The 21545-nt window shown below is 36.7% G+C and carries 15 protein-coding genes and 1 riboswitch; of the genes, 4 read left to right on the top strand and 11 right to left on the bottom strand.

Features of this window, described 5'->3' with window-relative positions; all coding sequences use genetic code 11:
* Positions 1 to 130 precede the first annotated feature (130 nt).
* Entirely contained in the window at positions 131 to 2431 is a 2301-nt protein-coding gene (locus tag AC4G3O_RS08285; RefSeq protein ID WP_066100958.1) for a thiamine pyrophosphate-dependent enzyme, read from the bottom strand.
* Positions 2431 to 3444: a 2-oxoacid:acceptor oxidoreductase family protein gene (locus AC4G3O_RS08280; RefSeq protein WP_066100961.1), complete on the bottom strand. Its 1014-nt coding sequence runs from the start codon at positions 3442 to 3444 to the stop codon at positions 2431 to 2433. Before AC4G3O_RS08280 ends, AC4G3O_RS08285 begins: the two co-directional genes overlap by 1 nt.
* 317 nt (positions 3445 to 3761) lie before the next feature.
* Here AC4G3O_RS08280 and AC4G3O_RS08275 point away from each other — a divergent pair, with 317 nt between their 5' ends.
* Both AC4G3O_RS08275 and AC4G3O_RS08270 read left to right on the top strand, forming a co-directional pair.
* Complete coding sequence (locus tag AC4G3O_RS08275; RefSeq protein WP_139891322.1) at positions 3762 to 4832, top strand: acyltransferase family protein; 1071 nt, start codon at positions 3762 to 3764, stop codon at positions 4830 to 4832.
* 215 nt (positions 4833 to 5047) lie between these two features.
* A complete protein-coding gene (locus AC4G3O_RS08270) occupies positions 5048 to 6802 on the top strand; it encodes a B12-binding domain-containing radical SAM protein (protein WP_491136058.1) in 1755 nt (584 codons plus the stop codon).
* Between the two features lie 36 nt (positions 6803 to 6838).
* Here AC4G3O_RS08270 and ykzP read toward each other — a convergent pair whose 3' ends face one another.
* Complete coding sequence (ykzP, locus tag AC4G3O_RS08265; RefSeq protein WP_175354219.1) at positions 6839 to 6994, bottom strand: protein YkzP; 156 nt, start codon at positions 6992 to 6994, stop codon at positions 6839 to 6841.
* Between the two features lie 186 nt (positions 6995 to 7180).
* Here ykzP and AC4G3O_RS08260 point away from each other — a divergent pair, with 186 nt between their 5' ends.
* Positions 7181 to 7375, top strand: a complete 195-nt coding sequence (locus AC4G3O_RS08260) for an alpha/beta-type small acid-soluble spore protein (RefSeq protein ID WP_066100972.1) — start codon at positions 7181 to 7183, stop codon at positions 7373 to 7375.
* A 70-nt stretch (positions 7376 to 7445) separates the two neighbouring features.
* Here the strand turns inward: AC4G3O_RS08260 and AC4G3O_RS08255 are convergent, their stop codons facing one another.
* From AC4G3O_RS08255 to AC4G3O_RS08230, 6 genes are all read right to left on the bottom strand, one after another.
* Positions 7446 to 8696 carry an anti-sigma factor domain-containing protein gene (locus AC4G3O_RS08255; RefSeq protein ID WP_491136057.1) on the bottom strand — a complete coding sequence of 417 codons (1251 nt, stop codon included), beginning with the start codon at positions 8694 to 8696 and terminating at the stop codon, positions 7446 to 7448.
* Positions 8693 to 9448 (bottom strand): RNA polymerase sigma factor SigI, encoded by a 756-nt coding sequence (gene sigI / locus AC4G3O_RS08250; protein WP_490551862.1) that lies wholly within the window; start codon positions 9446 to 9448, stop codon positions 8693 to 8695. The genes AC4G3O_RS08255 and sigI overlap by 4 nt, the downstream gene beginning before the upstream one ends.
* A 248-nt stretch (positions 9449 to 9696) precedes the next feature.
* Entirely contained in the window at positions 9697 to 10473 is a 777-nt protein-coding gene (locus AC4G3O_RS08245; protein WP_066100981.1) for a TerC family protein, read from the bottom strand.
* Between the two features lie 81 nt (positions 10474 to 10554).
* Positions 10555 to 10650: riboswitch (yybP-ykoY riboswitch) on the bottom strand.
* A 69-nt stretch (positions 10651 to 10719) separates the two neighbouring features.
* Positions 10720 to 12264, bottom strand: coding sequence for an aldehyde dehydrogenase family protein (locus tag AC4G3O_RS08240; protein WP_225983668.1), 1545 nt, complete (start codon positions 12262 to 12264; stop codon positions 10720 to 10722).
* Positions 12265 to 12281: 17 nt separating this feature from the next.
* Positions 12282 to 13379 (bottom strand): SDR family oxidoreductase, encoded by a 1098-nt coding sequence (locus AC4G3O_RS08235; protein ID WP_490551864.1) that lies wholly within the window; start codon positions 13377 to 13379, stop codon positions 12282 to 12284.
* A gap of 129 nt (positions 13380 to 13508) precedes the next feature.
* Positions 13509 to 15092, bottom strand: a complete 1584-nt coding sequence (locus AC4G3O_RS08230) for a peptide chain release factor 3 (RefSeq protein ID WP_066100986.1) — start codon at positions 15090 to 15092, stop codon at positions 13509 to 13511.
* Positions 15093 to 15694: 602 nt separating this feature from the next.
* Here AC4G3O_RS08230 and AC4G3O_RS08225 point away from each other — a divergent pair.
* Positions 15695 to 16531 carry a formate/nitrite transporter family protein gene (locus AC4G3O_RS08225; protein WP_066100989.1) on the top strand — a complete coding sequence of 279 codons (837 nt, stop codon included), beginning with the start codon at positions 15695 to 15697 and terminating at the stop codon, positions 16529 to 16531.
* A gap of 60 nt (positions 16532 to 16591) precedes the next feature.
* On the opposite strand, the gene AC4G3O_RS08220 is transcribed toward AC4G3O_RS08225, so the two are convergent.
* Positions 16592 to 20122, bottom strand: a complete 3531-nt coding sequence (locus AC4G3O_RS08220) for an AAA family ATPase (RefSeq protein WP_491136056.1) — start codon at positions 20120 to 20122, stop codon at positions 16592 to 16594.
* A gap of 3 nt (positions 20123 to 20125) precedes the next feature.
* Positions 20126 to 21391 carry a metallophosphoesterase family protein gene (locus tag AC4G3O_RS08215; protein ID WP_490551866.1) on the bottom strand — a complete coding sequence of 422 codons (1266 nt, stop codon included), beginning with the start codon at positions 21389 to 21391 and terminating at the stop codon, positions 20126 to 20128.
* Positions 21392 to 21545 lie beyond the last annotated feature (154 nt).

Genomic DNA, 21545 nt, shown 5'->3' with positions numbered 1-21545 from the left:
TCTACAAAATTATGGAAAAACCTTTTTAAACAATCAGAATCAGACTAAATACCTCCTTATGGTATAGATTAAAATATAAAAAAACCTGAAGAGATATCTTATAGAATCTCTTCAGGCTTTTAAAATACTATTAAAGAGATGGATTTTCATGCTTAGCCAGCAATCGGTTCCATCTTCTATCCACTTCTTGTTCAAATTCCTCAAGCATACCTGCATTTTCTTCCTGCAGCAGATGCTTTGTTTTCCCCATATATGTTAACCATTCAGATAGTTGAATACGTTTTTTCCTCGTTTCCGGATTATAAGTAATGGTAGTTTCACCATTCTCAACTTCGTATAGAGGGAAGAAACATGAGTTTACTGCCGCTTCCATAATCTTAGCACCATAACGTTCCTCTGCCTTCCAATTCAAAGGACAGGTGATTAATATTTTGCCATAAACGGTACCTACATTCTGCGCATACCATTGTGCCTTCACCGCTTTCTTAATTAAATCCTGCGGGAAAGCTTCCGATCCTGTAAATACATATGGTATTCCAGTGGCAGCCATGATTTGAGCTGTATCCTTATGATGAAAAGCTTTTCCTTTTTGTGCTCTTCCTACACCTGTTGTACTTGTCATATGACCAAGCGGAGTAGAGTAGGACATTTGCGAGCCTGTATTCATATATCCCTCATTATCATACTCAAGCATAATGAGTTTGTGATTGCGCAGTGCAGTTCCAATAGCTGAACCCATCCCTATATCCATGCCACCATCACCGGTGATCATAACGAAGGTCGCATCATCACTGATAGAGATTTCACCACGGCGTTTTTTCTCCAAAAATGCTTCAAGTGTACCTGATAAAGTTGCCGGCCCGTTTTGGAATAAGTTGTGAATCATCGTTTGTTTGTGAGAGCTATATGGATATGCCGTTGTTACCACATAGGCACAGCCTGTTTGGAACAGAACAACAACATCCCCCTCGATTCCTTTAAAGAACAGCTCCAATGCTGGAAAAATTCCGCATCCTGGACATGCTCCATGACCGGAAGCCAAACGTTTTGGTTTGCTCATTAATGAGCGTAAAGGAGGTATACGTACCTTTAATTTTCCACTCTCCTCATCAGGAGTTACCTGAATAAGCCCTGTCTTATATAAATCTTCGTTATTCGGCTTTAAAAGTGGCTGTGGTTGGGCTTCAGGCAATCCCGGATTGACACCGTAATAATCAAATACTTTTTCAATTTGGCCATTATTTAATGTTTGCAATGCCATATCAAAAAATGCCCTTGCATCCTCCGGATAAAAATCCTTTCCTCCTAAACCAAACACACGGCTTAACACAGCAGTATGATTATCCTGATCTTCCTGTAAGGCAGATTTCACTTCATGTGTAAGGTTGGGACCATTGGCACCATAGGAATCTGCTCTCTCGCCAACCAACAGTACTTTAACATTCTTCAGAGCCTTTCTGATTTCTTCTGCCGGGAACGGACGAATTATGTTAGGACTGATCACGCCAGCTTTAATTCCTTGTTTTCTTAAATCATCGACCGTATCTTTAGCTGTCTCGGCAGCTGAATTTAACAGGAATAAGGCAACTTCCGCGTCCTCCATCTTATATAGATCCAATACTCCATATTGGCGACCTGACAGTTCAGCATATTCACAAGCTACCTGAGTAAAAACCTCTCCGGCTTTATACATCGCTTCAGACTGCTGATAGTGATTATTGATCAAATCATCCCCATTCATATGTGCACCAATCGTTACCGGGTTGTGAATATCTACGTGCGGAAAATGAGTTGGCATTTCACCAATAAATTTTTGCACAATCTCTCTATCTTTAAAGTAGTTTACTTTTCTCTTTTGATGGGATGTAAAGAATCCATCATAAGCGACTATAACAGGTAAACGTACATCGGAATGCTCCGAGATTTTCAACGCCATTATATTCATATCGTAAACAGCTTGAGGTGTTCTGGCTGTCAAAATGATCCAACCTGTATTTAAGGCAAAATATAAATCAGAATGGTCGCCCCGAATGTCGAGCGGACCACTGATTGATCTAGTAACAAGATTCATAACCATTGGAAATCTTGTACCTGATTGAACAGGTAGCTGCTCTAGCATATACATAAGTCCATTTGCGCTTGTGGCATTAAAAACCCTGGCTCCTGTCACGGCAGCACCATAACAAATACCTGCCGAACCATGTTCTCCATCAGCCGCAATTAATTGAATATCATGTTCTCCTCTGGATTTCATAATATCTAAATACTGAGCTATTTCAGTTGATGGGGTAATTGGAAAATACCCCATTAAGTGATAATTGATTTGTGCTGCAGCCATTGCGGCCATTTCATTACCTGATTCAAAGGTAGTCACTTGTTCAGCCATTGTATCCTTTACCAATTCAGTTAGTTCTACTTCTGATATCGCCATTATTTCATCCCTCCTGCTACATAAGGATTACGTTGTTTCACTGTATTTTCCTCAGCAAAACCTAAGATTTCCCGCATTTCCCGAAGGGCGCTAGTCGGACACGCTTCAATACATTTCAAGCAGCCTTTACAGTATTGATAATCAATCCCTGTTAAAAACATTTGCTTGCGTCCACGCTTATCTTCTCCCTCTTCCCAGACAAAACAAAAATCCGGACAAGCTGTATCACAGGCAGCACAATGTATACATTTTTCAGCATCCCATTCAGGTAAAAAACCCTGTCTGGAACCGGACAAGTCTTTAAGTATACTGTTACCCTGAGCAATGATCGTGCCGCCAATAACTTGGGTTTCGTATCCCAATAAAGGTAATGCTCTTTTAAAACTTTTGCCCTCTGCATCTTGAGGTACCTCAAAATGTTTAAACGTCACTTCATGATAGCCACGTTCAAACGTACGGATATTTGGCTCAACTAAATGTGGATATTTCTTTTCGAATGTTTTTCTAATTACGTCTTTCATGGACTCGGGATTGAGGAAATCACATATACGGAACAAAGCTCCAAGCATAGCTGTGTTCACTTTTGTTTTTTCTTCTACTGCAATACCAAGTGCATCGACGATTGCAAGCGTTCCATACTGAAGATTTAAGTCATTTTTTATTTCATCGAACTGACGAGTTGAATTAACAAGAACGATACCATCCGGACGTAAACCACTCACCACATCAACCATTTTATAAAGTGCTTCATGAAAAACACCAATAACATGAGGCTCTTCAATTGGACTATGATCACGTATTTCAGTTTCGGCATCGCAGAAACGAACAAAGCTCTTTACAGGAGATCCCTTTTTTTCCGAACCATAGGAGGAAAAATTGGATCCATTTAAACCATGCCCCAGAACACCTGATTCAGCCAGCATTTTTCCGGCTAGATTTGCCCCTAGTCCTCCGATTGACTCTAGGCGAATTTCATAAAAACCTTGCTCATTCTTTTTCGGAAGAATTGTCATTATTTTCCCTCCCTATTTCATAACGAAAAAGTTTGTTTAGTTTATCTTTAAATATTATTTAAATACTGATGTATACAGTTTTAATTGGAATTATTTATATATTGAAACCAATAGCTATTCTGCATTTAAACTATATATAACAGATATCTATATTCTTATAGTACAGATACATAGATTATAGTACGGAAATACACGATTATCACATTGTTAATAATGGTTCAAATGGATGGTTTTACTAATTCATCTCTCAATTGTTTGATTACCATTATAAAGGGGAATAATAGAAAGAATTTTTCCGGGAATAATAGGAGGCAGCTATGAGACAGAGGGAAAGTTATTTTGACAACGCAAAAGTCATATTAATGTTTTTTGTTGTCTTTGGTCATATTTTACGAACATATATTGATCAAAATGAAACGATTTATGCTTTATACACTACAATCTATACCTTCCATATGCCTGCTTTTATACTGTTATCAGGCTTTTTTGCAAAAGGCTTTAACAAAAAAGGCTATATAAAAAAGCTAAGTACTAAACTGATTCTTCCCTATTTACTTTTTCAGGTTATCTATACGATTTATTATTATTACCTATTTGATAAATCAACACTTAAGTTCGAAGCATTGGAACCCAATTGGTCCTTATGGTTTCTGTTAAGTCTATTCTTTTGGAATTTAATGCTTTTCGTCTTTACAAAATTCAAACCTTTAGTAGGGATTGGATTAGCAATAGCGCTTGCTTTACTTGTGGGATATATTGATACAATCTCTACTTATCTGAGTTTATCCCGAACATTTGTCTTCTTTCCATTTTTCCTGATTGGTTATCACAGTCAGAAGGAACATTTTCAAAAAATAACAACAGTGAAAAGTAAATTTTACGCTTTGGCATCCTTTGGTGTAATTTTTATATGGTTTTCATTTTTCCCGGAAATAGACTCCCAGTGGCTGCTCGGTTCAAAGCCTTATTCGGAAATTGAGACAGTATCGTTCCTTTCTATGTTTAAGCGCCTTGGATTTTTCATCGTTAATTCTCTTATGATCGTCAGCTTTATGGCCCTTGTACCTAGGGGTAGCTATTTCTTTACTAGATGGGGCACTCAAACCCTTTATGTATATTTATTGCATGGCTTTTTTGTCCGGACCTTTAGATTTACAAGTTTAAATGAATATTTCACTACTGCAGAACACTATATACTATTAGCAGCAATTTCATTGATTATTACAATCATCCTGTCGAGTACATTAGTCAAGTCAATTACACAGCCAATGATTGAGTTTAACACCCGTCATACTAAAATGATGTTCTATAAATTAAAAGGCTTATTACATTTTTATAAACAAAAATATGATTTATCTAAATCCATGAATCGCAGTCCTTCGGAATAATGAATATTCCGAAGGACTTTTTTGTACCGCTATATTTCCCAAAACCTTTTACCCATACACTCCATTATTCCCTTGGTCATCTCTCATTTTTAACTACTGAAAATTAAACCGTACCATCTTAGAACCCATGTAAAATATCGCCAATACTGTAAACCCATACTCAAATATGATAATATGAATTGTTAGCAAACGGTGAAAGGAAGTATGACAAATACATGAGAATTATTGGAACTACTTTAAATGCCAAATATATTCATACCAATTTAGCCCTTCGTTATTTAAAAGCGTATGCAGCACCCGAGTACAATGTAGAAATTATTGAATACACCATTAAAGATCCGGTTATGAACATCGTTACAGATTTGTATAACCAAAAGCCAGATGTAATCGGCTTTAGCTGTTATATATGGAATATGGAAGAAATTAAAAAAGTCATTACCATACTCAAAAAAATCAATCCGGACATCTATATTGTTCTTGGAGGTCCAGAGGTAACATACGATCCATTTTTCTGGCTCAAAGATATCCCAGGCGCTGATTTCATCATAATAGGTGAAGGAGAAGCCACATTTAAAAATCTTATAGCTGAAATAGATGGCAATAAAGACTTTCACACTGTTCAGGGAATTGCGTATCTTGAAGGTGAAAAACCTATCCTGACACCTGCCGCTCCAAAGGTAGATTTAAAGTCTATTCCATCACCATTTAGATTTGAAGAAGATATCCCTAACTTGTCGAAGAGAATCACGTATATTGAAACAAGCCGCGGTTGTCCTTTTAACTGTCAATTCTGTCTCTCATCCATCGAAACCGGCGTACGTTTCTTTAATAGAGAAGATATTAAAGAAGATATCCGTTTCTTGATGAAAAATGGAGCAAAAACAATTAAATTTATGGACCGTACTTTTAATATCAGTCGTAGCTATGCTCTCGACATATTTGAATTTTTAATTAAAGAGCATGAACCAGGTTGCGTTTTTCAATTTGAGATTACAGCAGATATTATGAAGCCTGAAGTAATTGAATACTTAAACAAAGAAGCTCCTCCCGGCCTATTTCGCTTCGAGATAGGAGTCCAATCAACCAATGATTATACTAATGAACTAGTCAAAAGAAAACAGAACTTCGATAAATTAAAGCGTACAGTCACCATGATTAAGGATGGCGGGAAAGTGGATCAGCATCTTGATCTTATTGCAGGACTTCCCGAAGAAAATTATAGCTCCTTCCGAAAAACATTTGATGATGTGTTTGAAATGCGGCCAGAGGAACTTCAATTGGGCTTCTTAAAAATGCTTCGCGGCACAGGCTTGAGAACTCAGGCTAAACAATGGGATTATCAATATATGGATCAAGCCCCATACGAAATTGTCAGCAATAATGTAATGCCGTTTTCCGATATTATTAAAATTAAGCAGGTTGAGGATGTACTGGAAAAGTATTGGAATGATCACCGAATGGATCTTGGAATGGAGTATATAGTAGGCACTGTTTATAGCTCCCCTTTTGATTTCTTCCAAGAATTCGGAAGTTATTGGGAAGAAAAAAAATGGTCACGCATTGGACATCAGCCTGAGGATCTATTTAAGCGCCTCGTCGAATTTATCGGTGTAACGAATCCCGATAGCCTTAAAACACTGATTGCCTTACTAAAAGTGGATTATTTATCACAACTTACCTTTAAACCACGTAAACCATGGTGGGAATATTCCATGACAAAAAATGAGAAATCTCCAATCTATCAGGCCGTTTTGGCTAATCCTCATCTGGTTGGTGAGAAATTTAAGGCACTGAATTTAAACGAAAAAGAACTGTACAAGCATGTTCTGATTGATGAACTATCTATTGATATGAATCATTATTTAGAAACTGGCGAAATAATAACAGCTCCGACCTTGTTGATTGCATACTTCCACCCAAAGCATGGTGGGTCCAAGCTGTTTTATGTACCTTCAGCAGTATTTTCATAAGAAATAGAGCTCGACTAACGTCGAGTCTCTATTTTTTTATTCTCCCTGTTTACCACGCTTAGAATTACGGTTAGCGCCCTTCATTGGGTTCTCACCATGTGTAAATTCCGCAGAAAACTCAGTTTCCTGTAGATTTTTTTTAGGGGTTTTACTCAGTTTATTAACCGCATTCATTTCTGCCTTACGTTTCATTTTACACACTCCTTTATGCGGTTAGTATTTGTTCAGGAATCTATTTCATGCAATATTTCATACTTTATCAAAAGGGAAACCATGCCTATTCCTCCAACCTTTAAACTGCATTAGATCATGTTTTTCATCCATATTAATGGTGTGGAGGAATCAAAAATCCACAGTATATGTAGTGAGGTGAATGAAATGTCCAGCAGTAATAAATTATTGGTACCAGGTGTACAGCAAATGCTTGATCAATATAAATATGAAATAGCCGCTGAATTCGGCGTTACGTTAGGGTCAGATACGGTCTCACGAGCGAACGGATCAGTAGGAGGAGAAATAACCAAACAGCTCGTTAAACATGCACAAGCGCAAATGAGTGGAAAAACTAAATAACCTTATATGGCAAAGAAAATGTCCGGTAAAATACCGGACATTTTCTAATTAGTTATGTAAATGACTGAATTTATTGATACATTCCTTTTCTTTTCTGATTCTGATTACGTTCATCTTGCTTCCCTCTTTGATGCTGCGGTTTCCGTACATCTCGCTTGTCCATCTGCTCTTGCTTCCTCGCATCTCGCTTGTCCACCTGATCTTGTTTCCGACTTTTATAAGGTTGCTTATTTGGTTTATTTCGCTTATCTACTTGTTGTTTGTTTCGGTCAGTATCTCTTTTATTTTGATTGGTTTTCCTTTCTTTCTGGATGATATCTTTTCTTACCTCTTTGTTTATAGGCTGGTCTTTAGAGGGTGGCCTCTGCTTTGAATTGTTATCCTTATGTTGTTGTTTTACAGCCTTCTCTTCTGTAGTATGTATAGCTTTAGCATCTTTTGTAACGGTGCCCGCCTTTTTAAGCACTTCAACAGATTCTTGCTTATTTTCCTGAATGACTGCAGACTTATTCGGAATTTGGGTTCGGTCACTACTGTTACTGGTTTGCTGTTTTATTTCAACTTTTTCCACACTTGAGCTTTTATGATTGCTTTTTTCTTCTGTTACTTTAATTTTATCATTTTTCTTTACTCCAGTTGAAGGCTGATTCTTGGTTTTCTTATTGGTTTGCTCTAGGTATGTACCCGTAGAAATCCCTTTATCTGTTGCTTCCTGTCTATCTTTAACAGAGGCCTTTTTCATTTCAATGTTCACGGAATTATCAATTTGCGGGATATCCTGAGTATCAGTTAATTTTTTCTGTAAGGAATATTCAAAATTTCGATTATCCTTTTCAATCATTACGGTGGAGAACAAGATATTGGAATTGGTTTTAAGATGCCCGGCACTGCGATTTAAAGTAACCATTTCACTGATAACATCGTCCATATCTCTGCCCTTCCATTCCTTAAGTCTTGCTATAATTTCTTTCCCTTCTTCGTTAATTCCCTTTACTTCAACCACTTTTAGTTCGTCTGTTATACCAAGTTCGATACTTGATTTAACATCCATACTGACATAAGCTGATACCTTTGAATTAGTTAAAAGCGCAGGAAAGAAACAAACTATTAAAAAAACAGCTGCTGCTAATGCTGGAACCAGTATTTTTAATTTCCATCCATTCTTCTTGCTGAATATTGGTTTTGAGTTTGTAACATCAATCCTGACTTCTTCACCGATTTGATAGTCTTTGCGTTCTTTATTCAATTTAATGAAATCGCCTTCAGGGGTCAATACAGTAATTTCCGTTGATGATATTTGCATAATGATTCCACACTTCAATTTGAAAGAACCCCCTTCAAGTAATCCTTTAAGAACAAATAATCTCCCGTTAAAATCAAAACCATAGCTATTATATAAATGCGGTTGCGTTCAATTGTCTTTCTTGAAACCTCAACTTTTTCTTCCATCATTTTGATAGGCAGTTTTTTCTTGTCTATGACATATTGAAGCATCAAAGGCTCATCTGCTATTGTTTTAGCGATTTTTATGGCATTATTCCTTGCATCCACATGCTTTGGTGTATGTTTGACTAATTGGTCAAAGGTTATATGAAAGATTTTTAATAATTCAGTATATCGAATAATCTCATCCTTTAAATTTTCGGAGTTTAATTGTCTCTGATGGTTTTCAATTGATTTTTCTATATCTAATGGACTTTGTATGTATTCATCTTCTGAAACATGTTGGATTTCAAAAGACAGTTCATTCATTTTTTTTGATTGTGACCTTATATAATCTATAACTCTTCTTCGGATTACCGTATCTGCAAATGGCAATAAGCCATTTCCTTTATCAGGTGAAAACTTATCTATTGCATCGTTAAAAGCAATTAGACCAATACTAAATTCATCATCTGTTTCTCGGATATAACGCCGGCATACAGATGAAACAGATTTTTTAATAAAGGGTTTGTATTTTTCAAGCAAATTATTTCTTAATTCCAGATCCCCTTCTTGTATTAAGAGTACGGTTTCTGTTAAATCCTGCTTTTTTCTCAGAATCGGAAAAAGCATACCAAGCATTATGTTCACCTCATCCCTGCACAAATTATACCATATGTTGCAATGTATGGTCTTTGTGGGATGTTTTCACTCTTCATTTGTTATAAATAATGCTTGGTCGGTTTATTTATTATGCTATATCATACGTACACAAATTTCCGTATATAGGGGTTATAACCAAATTTTATCCAAGTGGTTGCAAAAATAAAAAAACCGGAACGCACATAATCATGCATCCCGGGTCTTCACTTAATCTATTAATTTATATCTTTGTAATTTTACATTTCCTGGTCAATTTGATTTTTAGCTTTCAAATCTTTACCTGATACGAGGTATCCAATAACCACAATCGATACTAAGACACCCCAGAATATGATTTTCCAAGTTGTAGACTCTGGGAAATGATGGTCAAGAATTCCAACACCTGGATGTGCTAATGTCATGACAGCCAGCTTAACCCCCACCCAGCCGACAATTAGAAAAGCAGCTGTTTCCAGAGATGGTCGCTTGTTCAATAGTACAACAAATTGTGTTGCAGCAAACCTCATAATAACTAATCCAATAAATCCTCCAAGGAACATAACAATAAATTGCCCACCATTGATACCGCCGATATTAAACGACCCTACCGCCGGTAGAGTTACAGCTAAAGCAACAGCTGCAAGCATGGAATCTACTGCAAATGCCAAGTCTGCTACCTCGACCTTTAGAACAGTCATCCAGAAACCGGATTTCTTTTTTTCCTTGACCGCTTCATCTTCAGATTTCAAGAAATAGTGTTTCACTAAATAATTAATCATAATGTAGAGCAAATATACAGCTCCAATTGCTTGTATTTGCCATAAATCTACAAGTAATGAAATCAGGAACAGGGAACCGATCCTAAAGACGAACGCACCAATTAGTCCATAAAACAAAGCTTTTTTCTGTTGTTCCTTCGGAAGATGTTTAACCATTACAGCCATTACGACTGCGTTATCGGCTGCAAGAATTCCTTCAAGTCCAATTAACACCAATAATACCCAGGCGTACTCTAAAATTATTGCCCAATCCATAAGTAAACCTCCTTTTATTTTCCAAACCAACAAAAAAGACCCATGCCAAAAAAGTAATTCTTTTTTGACAAAGGTCTTGCTAGACATTGTAAAAATGCCAACAAAGCCGATGGTAAAAACCACGTACTGACGACTTTGTTTTAGGTTTCCCTAACGCTACTCCCCTTTGAAAGGTTTGTATGAAGTTTGTATACCTATTATATTGGCTTCTGGATACAAGCGCAAGTATTAACTCATAGATAGTATTTATTTTGATAGTTTTATTAATTTCAGATATTCCTTGATTACCTTCATCATCGATTTCCTTTTGCCAAAGTAGGCTGTTAACAGTGCATGGAAATGTTCATATTTCCCTTCATAAGGATACCACTGAATCTCCGATTTTTTGAGGCCCATATCTTCCATTACTGCTTTTTCATGACAAAATATACGAAGACCCTGATCCCCATGATACCTGCCTATTCCGCTTTCTTTAACTCCGCCAAATGGAAGATTATTATTGGCAACTGTTATTAAAACATCATTAATTAACACAGCACCTGACAAAAGCTTCTTAGCTGTCAGCCGTCCTTTTTCCTTATTTGTTGTCCAAACACTTGCATTTAATCCGTATTTGGAATGATTAGCGGCTCGTATAGCTTCTTCTTCTGTTTCAACAGTCAGTATAGGCAGAACCGGACCAAATGTTTCCTCCTGCATCACAAGCATATCCTCTGAAACATTTGTTAAAACAATCGGCTTAATAAACATGGAATTTTCATTCCATTCAGAAGGCGGATCACCAGTCAGGAGAGTGGCGCCTTTTAATAGGGCATCTTCAATATGCTCTCTTACAATAGATATTTGCTGTATTGAGGTCATAGAACCGATATCTGATTCTTTTCCATTTCCTTGCTTTAATTGATTAACAATTGGAAGTAACTCCTGTAAGAATGGCTCAAGCGCCTCTCTTTGGATAATCAATCTCTCTACACTCATACAAACTTGACCGCTATTTGTAAATGCTCCCCAAACAGCCCCCTTTGCTGCACGCTTATAATCAGCATCACTAAACACAATCATTGGATCCTTTCCACCGAGCTCAAGAGTGGTTGGGATAAGATCTCGTGCTGCTATTTCCTGAATAATACGTCCCGTACCTACAGACCCTGTAAAAAAGATATAATCAGGCTTTTGCTTCGTAAGACTGGCACCAAGTTCCTTACCGCCATGGGCTACTTGAAAAACATGATCAGGAAATCCAGCTTCTTTAAACAATGTTTCAATTAACTTACCCACTGCCGGAGTAACTTCTGATGGTTTCAAAATAACCGTATTACCGCCTGCAAGCGCGGATACAACAGGAACCATAGCCAAAAGGAATGGATAATTCCATGGTGAGATAACAAGCACAGAGCCTCTTGGCATATAATGAATACTCGATTTATGACCCATTAACAAAAAAGGTGTACGAACCTTTTGTGCCTTAAATGTTTTTTTCGCATGTTTTTCAATATGACTAATAGCATCGAGGGCAGGCATGATATCAGCCACTAATGCATCTGTTTTGACTTTCCCTGTATCCTTTGAAATGAGCTCAGCAATTTCATCAAGTCTATTCACAATCGTATGCCGCAACTGCTTTAGATAGCGTAAACGTTCGTCTATATCTAATTGTGACCACGAAAGAAAAGCCCCTTTGGATTTATTCATTATTTCACCAGCTTGACTAGCCGGCATCTCCTCATACTGCATAATCAGTTCTCCCGTTGCAGGAGCATATACATTTACCATTTCTTTCAAGGCTTCCAACTTTGTTCCTCCTCTAATTATGTAATCTCTATATGAAACGCCCGATTGTTCTTATTGGCTCTATAATATTCAACCATTGGCACTACACCTTCCTTAAAATCAGGACATACAATGCCTCCTTCAGCTAAATCAGCCTGTGCCTGTACACAATCAAATTCTCCTTTCCAGGTGAAATAATCAAGTGATTCAACTTCCACACCCAGAAACTTTCTTATTGGCTTGATTGATAAAGCCATTTTCGTCAGCCCGAACGGCAAATACCCAATTGGTCGTTTTCCATTATACCCTTTCAAAAACAACTTATAAATATCTGTAACCGTATATGGATTAGGATCCGTTAAATGATATGTTTTTCCAGCACCTTTAGGGCTTAAAGTTAAATAAGCTGTTGCTTTTATTATATAGTCAACAGGAACCAAATTGATCACACAGGTTGACTTAGTTATATTAGGGATAATTGGAAGGTATCTGATTCTGTCGAGGAAATTTAATATAAAATATGGGCCGTCAAATTTAATGGTTTCTCCAGTTAGGGTATTTCCTTTTACGATACCCGGCCGAATGACTGTAACAGGAACATGATCCATAATCTTTCGAACAAGGACTTCTGCTTCATATTTGGTTTCTTCATAATAATTTTTAAATTTATCTGGTTTAATTAATTCATGCTCATACAGCTTTCCTTCACGTCTTCCAGCTACATAAGCTGTACTAAAATAGGTATACCTCAATAGGTTAGGAAGGGTCAATACATAATCATTTACATTGTGTGTTCCATCGACATTCACCAAATAGGCTATATTTTTTGGAACAGCTAAATCATAAATCGCAGCTAAGTGAAAAAAATGGGTAATTTCCCCCTTTTTGAAACCGCTTTCTTTTTTACTGATGTTTAAACCGGGTTTGGTGATGTCTCCTTCAATAAGGATAAACTGATTTTCATCTAAATTGAACTCGTTTATAATTTTTAATCTTTCACTGACAGCCTTATGCCACACAGACGGCAGTACAATAGCAATCACTTTATTAAATAACTGATCCTGTTTTTTTAGCTCTCTTATTAGTTGATTTGAAATAAAACCTGGAAACCCGGTAAAAAAATAGACATGTTTCATTGTTTCACTCTCCTAATCTTCTTTCCACTATTGTAAGAATATTTAGAAAAATATGTCAACGGTTAATTGTTATATAACAGAAAAAAGCAGGATTTAACCCTATATAGGCTAAATCCTGCTTAAATTTAGTTAACGTTCGTGCTGATCCATTGGATTATATAGTTCTATAGAAGGATTTTTTTCCTGGAACCAACGCAGTGCAAAATCATTTTCGAATAAGAAAGCATATTGATCATAGCGATCGCGTACCAAAAGACTTCTTGAACTTGAAAGCTTTTCATCGATTTTTTCATTCGTTGTCCAACGGGCAATCTTGTCACCCATTCTTTCCATGATAACTTCTGTATTATACTCATTTTTCATACGGTGCTCAAATACCTCAAACTGTAACTGTCCGACTGCTCCAAGAATATAGGATTCAATCCCAACTGTTTTAAATAATTGAATGGCACCTTCCTGTACAAGCTGATTAATTCCCTTGTGAAAATGCTTTTGTTTTAATACATTTTTAGCGCTGACACGTACAAACATTTCAGGTGTAAATTGTGGCAGACGTTCGAAAGAAAATGCTTCTTTTCCTGAAGTTAGCGTATCACCAATCTGATAGGTTCCTGTATCATATAATCCGATAATATCTCCTGCTACTGCTTCAGCAATATTGTTTCTTTCCTCTGCAAGAAATTGTGTTGAATTATTAAGTTTCATAGGCTTGCCTGTTCGGCTTAATTGAACAGTCATCCCACGTTCAAACTTACCTGAGCAAATGCGCAAAAAGGCAATTCGGTCACGGTGCATCGGATTCATATTTGCTTGGATTTTAAATATAAATCCTGAAAAAGTATCCTGAACGGGTTCAACCGGCCCCACGGATGATGGTCTTGGCTGAGGCTTTGGCGCAAACTCTAAATACGTATCCAAAAATGTCTGAACGCCAAAATTAGTAAGGGCACTTCCAAAGAATACAGGAATTAATTCACCATTTCTGACTTTTTCACGCGAAAATTCATTTCCTGCTTCATTTAACAATAACACTTCTTCCAATGTTTGCTCATATAAAGGAGACTCAACAATAGAGTGATTTTCATCTTCTACTTCGCCTTCTTCATTCAATTTTAAGTATCTCTCTTCATCTTCAGCCTTAAACATTTCAATTCGGTTATAATAACGGTCATAAATACCGAAGAAGTCTTTACCCATCCCGATTGGCCAGTTCATTGGATAGGATTCTATTCCAAGCACTTCCTCCAACTCAGCCAATAGCTCAAGCGGCAATTTACCTTGGCGATCCATTTTATTAATAAATGTGAAAATAGGAATTCCTCTCATGCGACAAACCTTAAATAATTTCAATGTTTGTGCTTCAATCCCTTTGGCAGCATCAATAATCATAACTGCGCTATCAACAGCCATTAATGTACGGTACGTATCTTCACTGAAATCTTGGTGTCCAGGTGTGTCGAGGATATTAACACGGGTCCCATTATAGTCAAACTGCATAACACTAGAGGTTACGGAAATTCCACGCTGCTTCTCAATTTCCATCCAGTCGCTTGTCGCATATTTACCGGTTTTACGTCCTTTTACAGTTCCAGCGTCACGGATTGCGCCACCAAATAAGAGCAACTTTTCTGTTAACGTCGTTTTACCTGCGTCAGGGTGAGAAATAATTGCAAAGGTTCTTCTTGATTCTATCTGTTCTTTTAAATTTGTCATGTAAGCCATCCTTTTATATATAGTAAAACTTCATAAATCTATTCATCTTGGATCTACATCTCCAATGATACTTTGATGTTGTAAAAAGAAAATAACCACTTTAACAATTCTTATTAAAATCAAAATCCATCTTATCAAATATACCATGTAAAAAAATAATATGTGAATAGGCGAATCATAAGTTTTAATCAAACAGTCATATTTTCTCATATGTAGTGAATTACAGTCAATTAGTGTCCGTTTAAGTATTTCGCAATTCTTTGGGGCAAGGTAAGATAACATAAAAAAAACGAGCATTATTGCCCGTCCTTTAAGCTACTTTTTTCTTATTGGTTAATTTTTTTGTAATATAGCTGATCACGAAAGGTGCAGCTGCTGCAATAACTCTTTTTAAGATTTTACTTTTCAAGATAATCACCATCCTTATACTTACCTTACCCGTATTCGGTGGAAGATAATCACAAGATTTACGCAAGTTTACCTTATTTGAATAAAAGAGGCTATCAGAAAAGTGAATAATTTCACAAGCTTATTGATTAATTATAGAAGTCATAGTAGTTTATTTAGTAGACGTTTTTTCAGCATAGGAGGAATTTAACATCATGGAAGAACAAGGATTACAGTATTTAGTTGCCCTTGCAAAGAAAAAGAAAAGGCTGTTAGACCATTTTCCTCTTCATTATTTCTTAAGAGCGATGATGGCAGGAATATTTGTAGGGTTTGTAATCATTACCTGCTTTAGAACAGGAGAATATTTCAGGGTAGCCGACTCACCTTTTGCATACCTATTCCCGGCACTTTTCTTTGGTATCGCATTAATACTCATTATTTACGGTGGGGCAGAGCTATTTACCGGTAATACCGCTTATTTCACTGTCGCTTATATGCGTAATGAGGTAACTCTCAGAGATTTAGGCCGAAACTGGGGCGCTTGTTATCTTGGCAATGCTGTTGGGGCAATCTTCTTTGCCATTTTATTTTACCTTACAGGCATATTCAGCCACATTCCAAACGAGCATTTAATGCACGAAATTGTTTCTTATAAAATGCATGGATCTGTTTCAGCTTTATTCTTTAAAGGAATCCTTTGTAACTGGCTTGTTTGTTTAGCTTGTTACTTGCCTAGCCAAGTAAAAGGTGACGGAGCTAAAATGGCAATGATGATTGCAGTTGTATTTTTATTCTTCTCATCAGGCTTTGAACATAGCATTGCAAACTTATCATTATTCTCAATTGCATTAGTATCACCACATCCTGATACCATTACAATCGGAAATGCCATCTACAATTTGATTCCTGTTACTTTGGGTAATATTGTCGGTGGAGCAATATTTGTAGGAATGTTATATCAGTTCTTAAGTAAATCAAGCACAAAGCTTCAATTACAGGACAACATGAATAAAATCTCTGAAATCACTGAGAAAGAAAATACAAAATAATAAAGTGAACCAAGAAAAAGAAGACCAATTCATAAAGTTTGAATTGGTCTTCTTTTAATTTCAGCTCATGACGGCCTCTTTATGAATGTGAATCAATTGATACTCCTCATGCGACAATGTTTCCTCCAACAAATCCAATAAATGATAATGATGAGTGAAAAAGATAACTTGAGTTTTTTTCGATAATTCTTTTAAGATAGATAACGTAATTTTTGAACGTTCATTATCAAAGTGAACAAGAATATCATCGACAATAAATGGAATAGGTTCATTTTCCTCACAATATTTTTCTATGCTTGCAACTCTTAAGGATAAATACAATTGATCTTTTGTTCCATCACTCATCGCGTCTATTCCAATTTTCTCGTTATTTCTTAAACCCAGTAGTACTTCTTCATCCTTTTCATTATAATCAACAGTCAATCCTTCAAAGGAGTTCAGTGTTAATTTTGCAAACAGTTTTGATGCTTTTGTTAAAATCGGATTTTGATTTTCGGAACGGAAATATTCTATTCCCTTCTGTAATACAAATGTAGCTAATTTTTTTTGGACATATTGATCGGTCAATTCTGCGAGCTCAGCCAGGATACTTTCTCTTTCTTCTGCGGCCTGAACAGCTGCATATGAATTTCCCTTAATCTTTTCTTCATATTCTTTTCTGCATACACCAAAGATTTGGTTCTGTTCCGTTCTTTTCTCTTCCAAATCTGCAAGCTCTGCCTTTAATTCTGCCATTTCACTTTCCATAAAATCTAAATCAAGCTTGTCTATTTCATCCTTCATTTCTTGAATCGATAAGCCATTGCCAATCTCAAGTAACACCTTCTCCAGATTGATCAGTTCTGCAGACAGCTTTTGCTTTTGTCGATATTTATCTTCAATAATTTGCATTTCCTCGATGGTCTTTACACTTGCTGTCTGTAACAATTCATCAAGACGATTAAGCGCCATCTCTTTCTTATCCTTCGCTAACCGATATTCTTTTTTCCGTTTATCCAATTGTCCTTGCCATTCGATTTGATTTTGCTTACACTTTTTCTGCTCCTGCAACTGATTCGTTAAATCATAGATAAAGGATTGGATATTTATTGGTTCAGGTAACTGTAACGTGTTAGCTACAATTCTGATATGATCTACATAATCCTGTACAAATAACATGCCAGCTTTTGCTTTGCTATTGATATCTGCCCATTCATCATACGTAGTAGTCAATTCATTGTACTTATCAAGCCTTTCCATTGTGTAATCAATCGGAGCCTGACTTTCAACTTGCAAGGGTTTAGTAGCATCCTCCCATGCTTCTCTCCAATTGACTAATTCACTTTGCTTGCTCGCCAGCTCCTGCTCGATTTGTTTAAGATCAGCAGCCTTGCTCTTCCACTCTTTTTCCAATGAATTCTTCTCATTGAAACGCTCTGTTGCTAAATGGACTACTCTATTTGCTTCTCTTATTAAGTCTGTGAGTGTCCATTCTGACACTTGAGTATCTAGATCATCGATTACTTCTGACAGGGCAAGGTATAAACGGCTTTTGATAGCCAATCGTTTTTCTGTCAGCTCATCCCAAAGTTTCTGTTTCTTTTTATATTCGCCTTGATTCTGCTTAATAACCGTGTATTTTCTTACCCATTCTTTCATTTCAGTTGGCGATAATGGCTCAATACCGAACGGCTGCCATAGCTCATTCCACTGTTGAAAAAACAGATTCATCTCATCTTTAAGGAACTGCAGCTGTGTCTCTGCAGCTGCAATTTTGGTTTCAGATCTCTTTATATCCTGCAACGACTTATTCTTCATGCCCACCTTTGCAGATTCTTTCCACATAGTATCTGAAAGTTCATCCGTTGTTTTTAAATCATGCTCAAATTTTTCTTCTACCTCTTGCTGACTGCAGTATTCCTTAATTGCTTCACGATCAATGTCTTCACCTTTAAGTTTATTCTTAATTAAGCTCCAACCATGGTCGCGAATCTGACGGGTTCTCTCTAAATCATCTTCTGTAGGAATAACAGACAAGGCTTCTAATTCAGCAATCGATTTCTCCGCTTCCAAAATAATCGTTTTTTCAACCTTAATACTGCGCTCTAAATTTGTTTTATCTTCATTAAATCTTTCAAGTTGCCCGATGTACTGATTAATAGTTTCTTCTAAAATGGAAATGTAAAAGGAATCAAACTCCTCTACCGAACCATCCCATAGTGGTAAATAGTTTAGCTCTTCCATTGATTTGTCTTTAAGATCCTTCATTTCCTCTGATAAAACATCTATGGTTTTTTCAATATTTCCTTCTATCTGGGCATGGTCAAGCACAAGTTTAAGCTTGGCAATATTCTTTACTTCTCCAAAACCTTCCCATTCCGCACGCTTTAAAGCAACAGTTTCCTTTAGACTTTCATGTCGTTTATTTATTTCTTTTATCGTTTCATGTAAAATCCCATATTGCTTATAAAGCATACGGATTTTTTCTTTGCGAGAAATGGCAATTCTAAAATCCTCAATATTGACACTATCTACCCTACTATAGCCCAGCTTAAGGAGAATATCGTTCATCCGATTGAGTGCCTGCTCAGCCTTTGCCTCATTTACATGTAAGTCTTTATTCTCTTTCTCGTATGCACCAACTTGGCTGAAAAGAGATTGAATCCTAGACTCACATGTTAAAAGTTTTTCATCGATATCCAGTTTGGCTAACTTCTCTTCAAGCGCCATTATTTCTGTATTGGATATTTTGGCATTTTCATCAGCATGTTTTAATTCATTTAATACATTTTCTCTTTGTAAATTAAAATCGTTGGGTAAATCCGGAATTTCAGTGAAGCTCTTTTGTTGCTCTATTAATCTGTCTCTTTCAATAAGAATAGGAGCAGCTTGGTTTAACTTCGATAATTTTTTTAGAGTTGCGTCTACCTGGAGGTAATGCTCTCTTAATTCATCCAGCTGTTTCTTACCATGAAGATAATCATCCTCCAGCTGCATCCATTGTCTGGCGAGCATTTGCGAATCATTAAGTCGGCGAGTTAACTCTTTTTCTTTCTTTAATAATTCGTTTATTTTTGGTTTTGAACCACCTGATTTATATAATTCTTTACTTGCCGAATCAAATTCCTGCATAATTTTCTTTACTGTATTTATCCCTGAAGCTGCAGCAAATAAGCTCTCTCCGACGCTTCCATTTGACTCAAGCAAAGCTTCTCCGCCTTCTCGCAAAGTTTCATGATTGAGTGCAAACATATTTCGGAATGTTTCCTCTGACAGCACATTTATATACGGTAATAAAACATTATCTGGTAATGCTTCTCCCGCCTCATTAAGAATGGTCTTTGACTTTCCTTTCCTTCGTATGAAGGACAGAGTATTACCCGATGAATTGGATAGGCTGGCCTTTATACGTAAATTGGAATTGGGATGTAAAAATGAATCCTTAGAATTATGCGGAATGCCATACAAGAGTTGAGTAATAGAACGCAGCATAGTACTCTTTCCAGCTTCATTATTTCCATACACTACGTGTAAAGATTGATTTGGCTGAAAGTTAACCGGGTAATCAGTAAAATGACCAAACGCAGTCAGATTTAACTCTTCAAAACGCATGCCTTATTTACCTCCTTCCATTTGTAACTCAAGGCTCACCAGTTGTTTAACTTCCTCCAGTTTTTCTTCCAGCATGGCAACTGAATCAGGAATAACCATATTCTCTCCTCTTTTTAAATCGGTCGGTAATACGTTAGTAATCGCAGAAAACTCTTTTCTTACATCTTCGAGCAATTCATCCATATCACTTTTCTCAAGCCAGTTAAAAATGGAGGTCACTGGGTTATTTTCATCAGAGAAATGATTGGACTCTAACGGTGGAGCCGTTTTATTCTTTATTTTCTCTATCCATATTTGCCCATGTCCAACGGCAAAAGCTGCAGATCTAATGTCATTTAATACTTTTTCTTTATTTTTCATAAGCTCCTGATATAAAGAAGTATTGCCACTGACGACTACTCTGGCTGCGAGCATTCTACCATCTGCAGTATCTAGGTAATTTTCCAGCTGCTCTTCGATTTTCTGGAGAAATTGATCGTAATCACCAAGGGGGGTCGCATCTATCTCAATGATCTCCCAGCGTAATACATCCAGTGATATATGATTTAATTCCTGTATCTGACCATCGCTAACTTTAACCAAGGAACATCCTTTTGGACCTGTCTCTTTGCTGTGCCGGCTTTGAATATTGCCTGGAAAGAGAATGACTGGGTTTTTCTCACATAAAAACTCCCGTTTATGAATATGCCCAAGAGCCCAATAGTCATATTCTTTCCCCTTCATGTCCTCTATGGAACAGGGGGCATAATTCTCATGTCCTTCCCGGCCTACTGCCGATGTATGCAAAATCCCAATATTGAAATATCCATCTTCCTTTTGCGGATAGCTTTTAGCAAGATTATCTGTTACAGCACGTGTTGAAAATCCTTGACCATGTAGGGCCACTCCAAGTTCATCTATAAACATACTTTTGCATTTTTTATCATCAAAAATATAAACATTATCAGGAAGTTTTATTTCTTTAGTAATGATACTTGCTGCATCATGATTCCCTTTAATCATATAAACAGGGATTTGATGCATTTTTAGCCTTGCCATTTCGTTTGCAAAAAAGAGACCTGTATTGTAATCCTTCCAATCCCCATCATATAAATCACCTGCAATAATGATGAAATGCACTTTTTCTTTAATAGCAAAATCAATCATATTTTTAAATGCATCTCTGGTAGCACTGCGCAACTTTTCGACTGGTGCTCCTTCATATCTTGATAAACCTTTTAATGGACTATCTAAATGGATATCAGCAGCATGGATAAATGTAAAGTTCACAAAGTCTCCCCCTTTCCTCATCCTCATAATCATAGAATAGCATAAAATGGTATACACTTGAGCCCTGAACCTAACACTCCCAAATATTCACAGCTATATACAACACCTACCAAAAAAAGAACAAATGTTCTTATTTTTATTATATAAAATCCAT

Source organism: Bacillus sp. z14 (2026) (genome assembly GCF_058313575.1).
Note: the sequence above shows the minus strand (reverse complement) of the source record. Positions and strands in the feature narration are given on the sequence as shown.

Excerpts from the sequence above, each read along its gene's own strand:
- AC4G3O_RS08285 (WP_066100958.1), bottom strand. The coding sequence starts at position 2,431 with ATGGCGATATCAGAAGTAGAACTAACTGAATTGGTAAAGGATACAATG.
- AC4G3O_RS08245 (WP_066100981.1), bottom strand. The coding sequence starts at position 10,473 with ATGGATTGGGCAATAATTTTAGAGTACGCCTGGGTATTATTGGTGTTA.
- AC4G3O_RS08220 (WP_491136056.1), bottom strand. The coding sequence starts at position 20,122 with ATGCGTTTTGAAGAGTTAAATCTGACTGCGTTTGGTCATTTTACTGAT.
- AC4G3O_RS08270 (WP_491136058.1), top strand. The coding sequence starts at position 5,048 with ATGAGAATTATTGGAACTACTTTAAATGCCAAATATATTCATACCAAT.
- AC4G3O_RS08235 (WP_490551864.1), bottom strand. The coding sequence starts at position 13,379 with ATGAAACATGTCTATTTTTTTACCGGGTTTCCAGGTTTTATTTCAAAT.
- AC4G3O_RS08230 (WP_066100986.1), bottom strand. The coding sequence starts at position 15,092 with ATGACAAATTTAAAAGAACAGATAGAATCAAGAAGAACCTTTGCAATT.
- ykzP (WP_175354219.1), bottom strand. The coding sequence starts at position 6,994 with ATGAAACGTAAGGCAGAAATGAATGCGGTTAATAAACTGAGTAAAACC.
- AC4G3O_RS08260 (WP_066100972.1), top strand. The coding sequence starts at position 7,181 with ATGTCCAGCAGTAATAAATTATTGGTACCAGGTGTACAGCAAATGCTT.
- AC4G3O_RS08275 (WP_139891322.1), top strand. The coding sequence starts at position 3,762 with ATGAGACAGAGGGAAAGTTATTTTGACAACGCAAAAGTCATATTAATG.
- AC4G3O_RS08225 (WP_066100989.1), top strand. The coding sequence starts at position 15,695 with ATGGAAGAACAAGGATTACAGTATTTAGTTGCCCTTGCAAAGAAAAAG.
- AC4G3O_RS08280 (WP_066100961.1), bottom strand. The coding sequence starts at position 3,444 with ATGACAATTCTTCCGAAAAAGAATGAGCAAGGTTTTTATGAAATTCGC.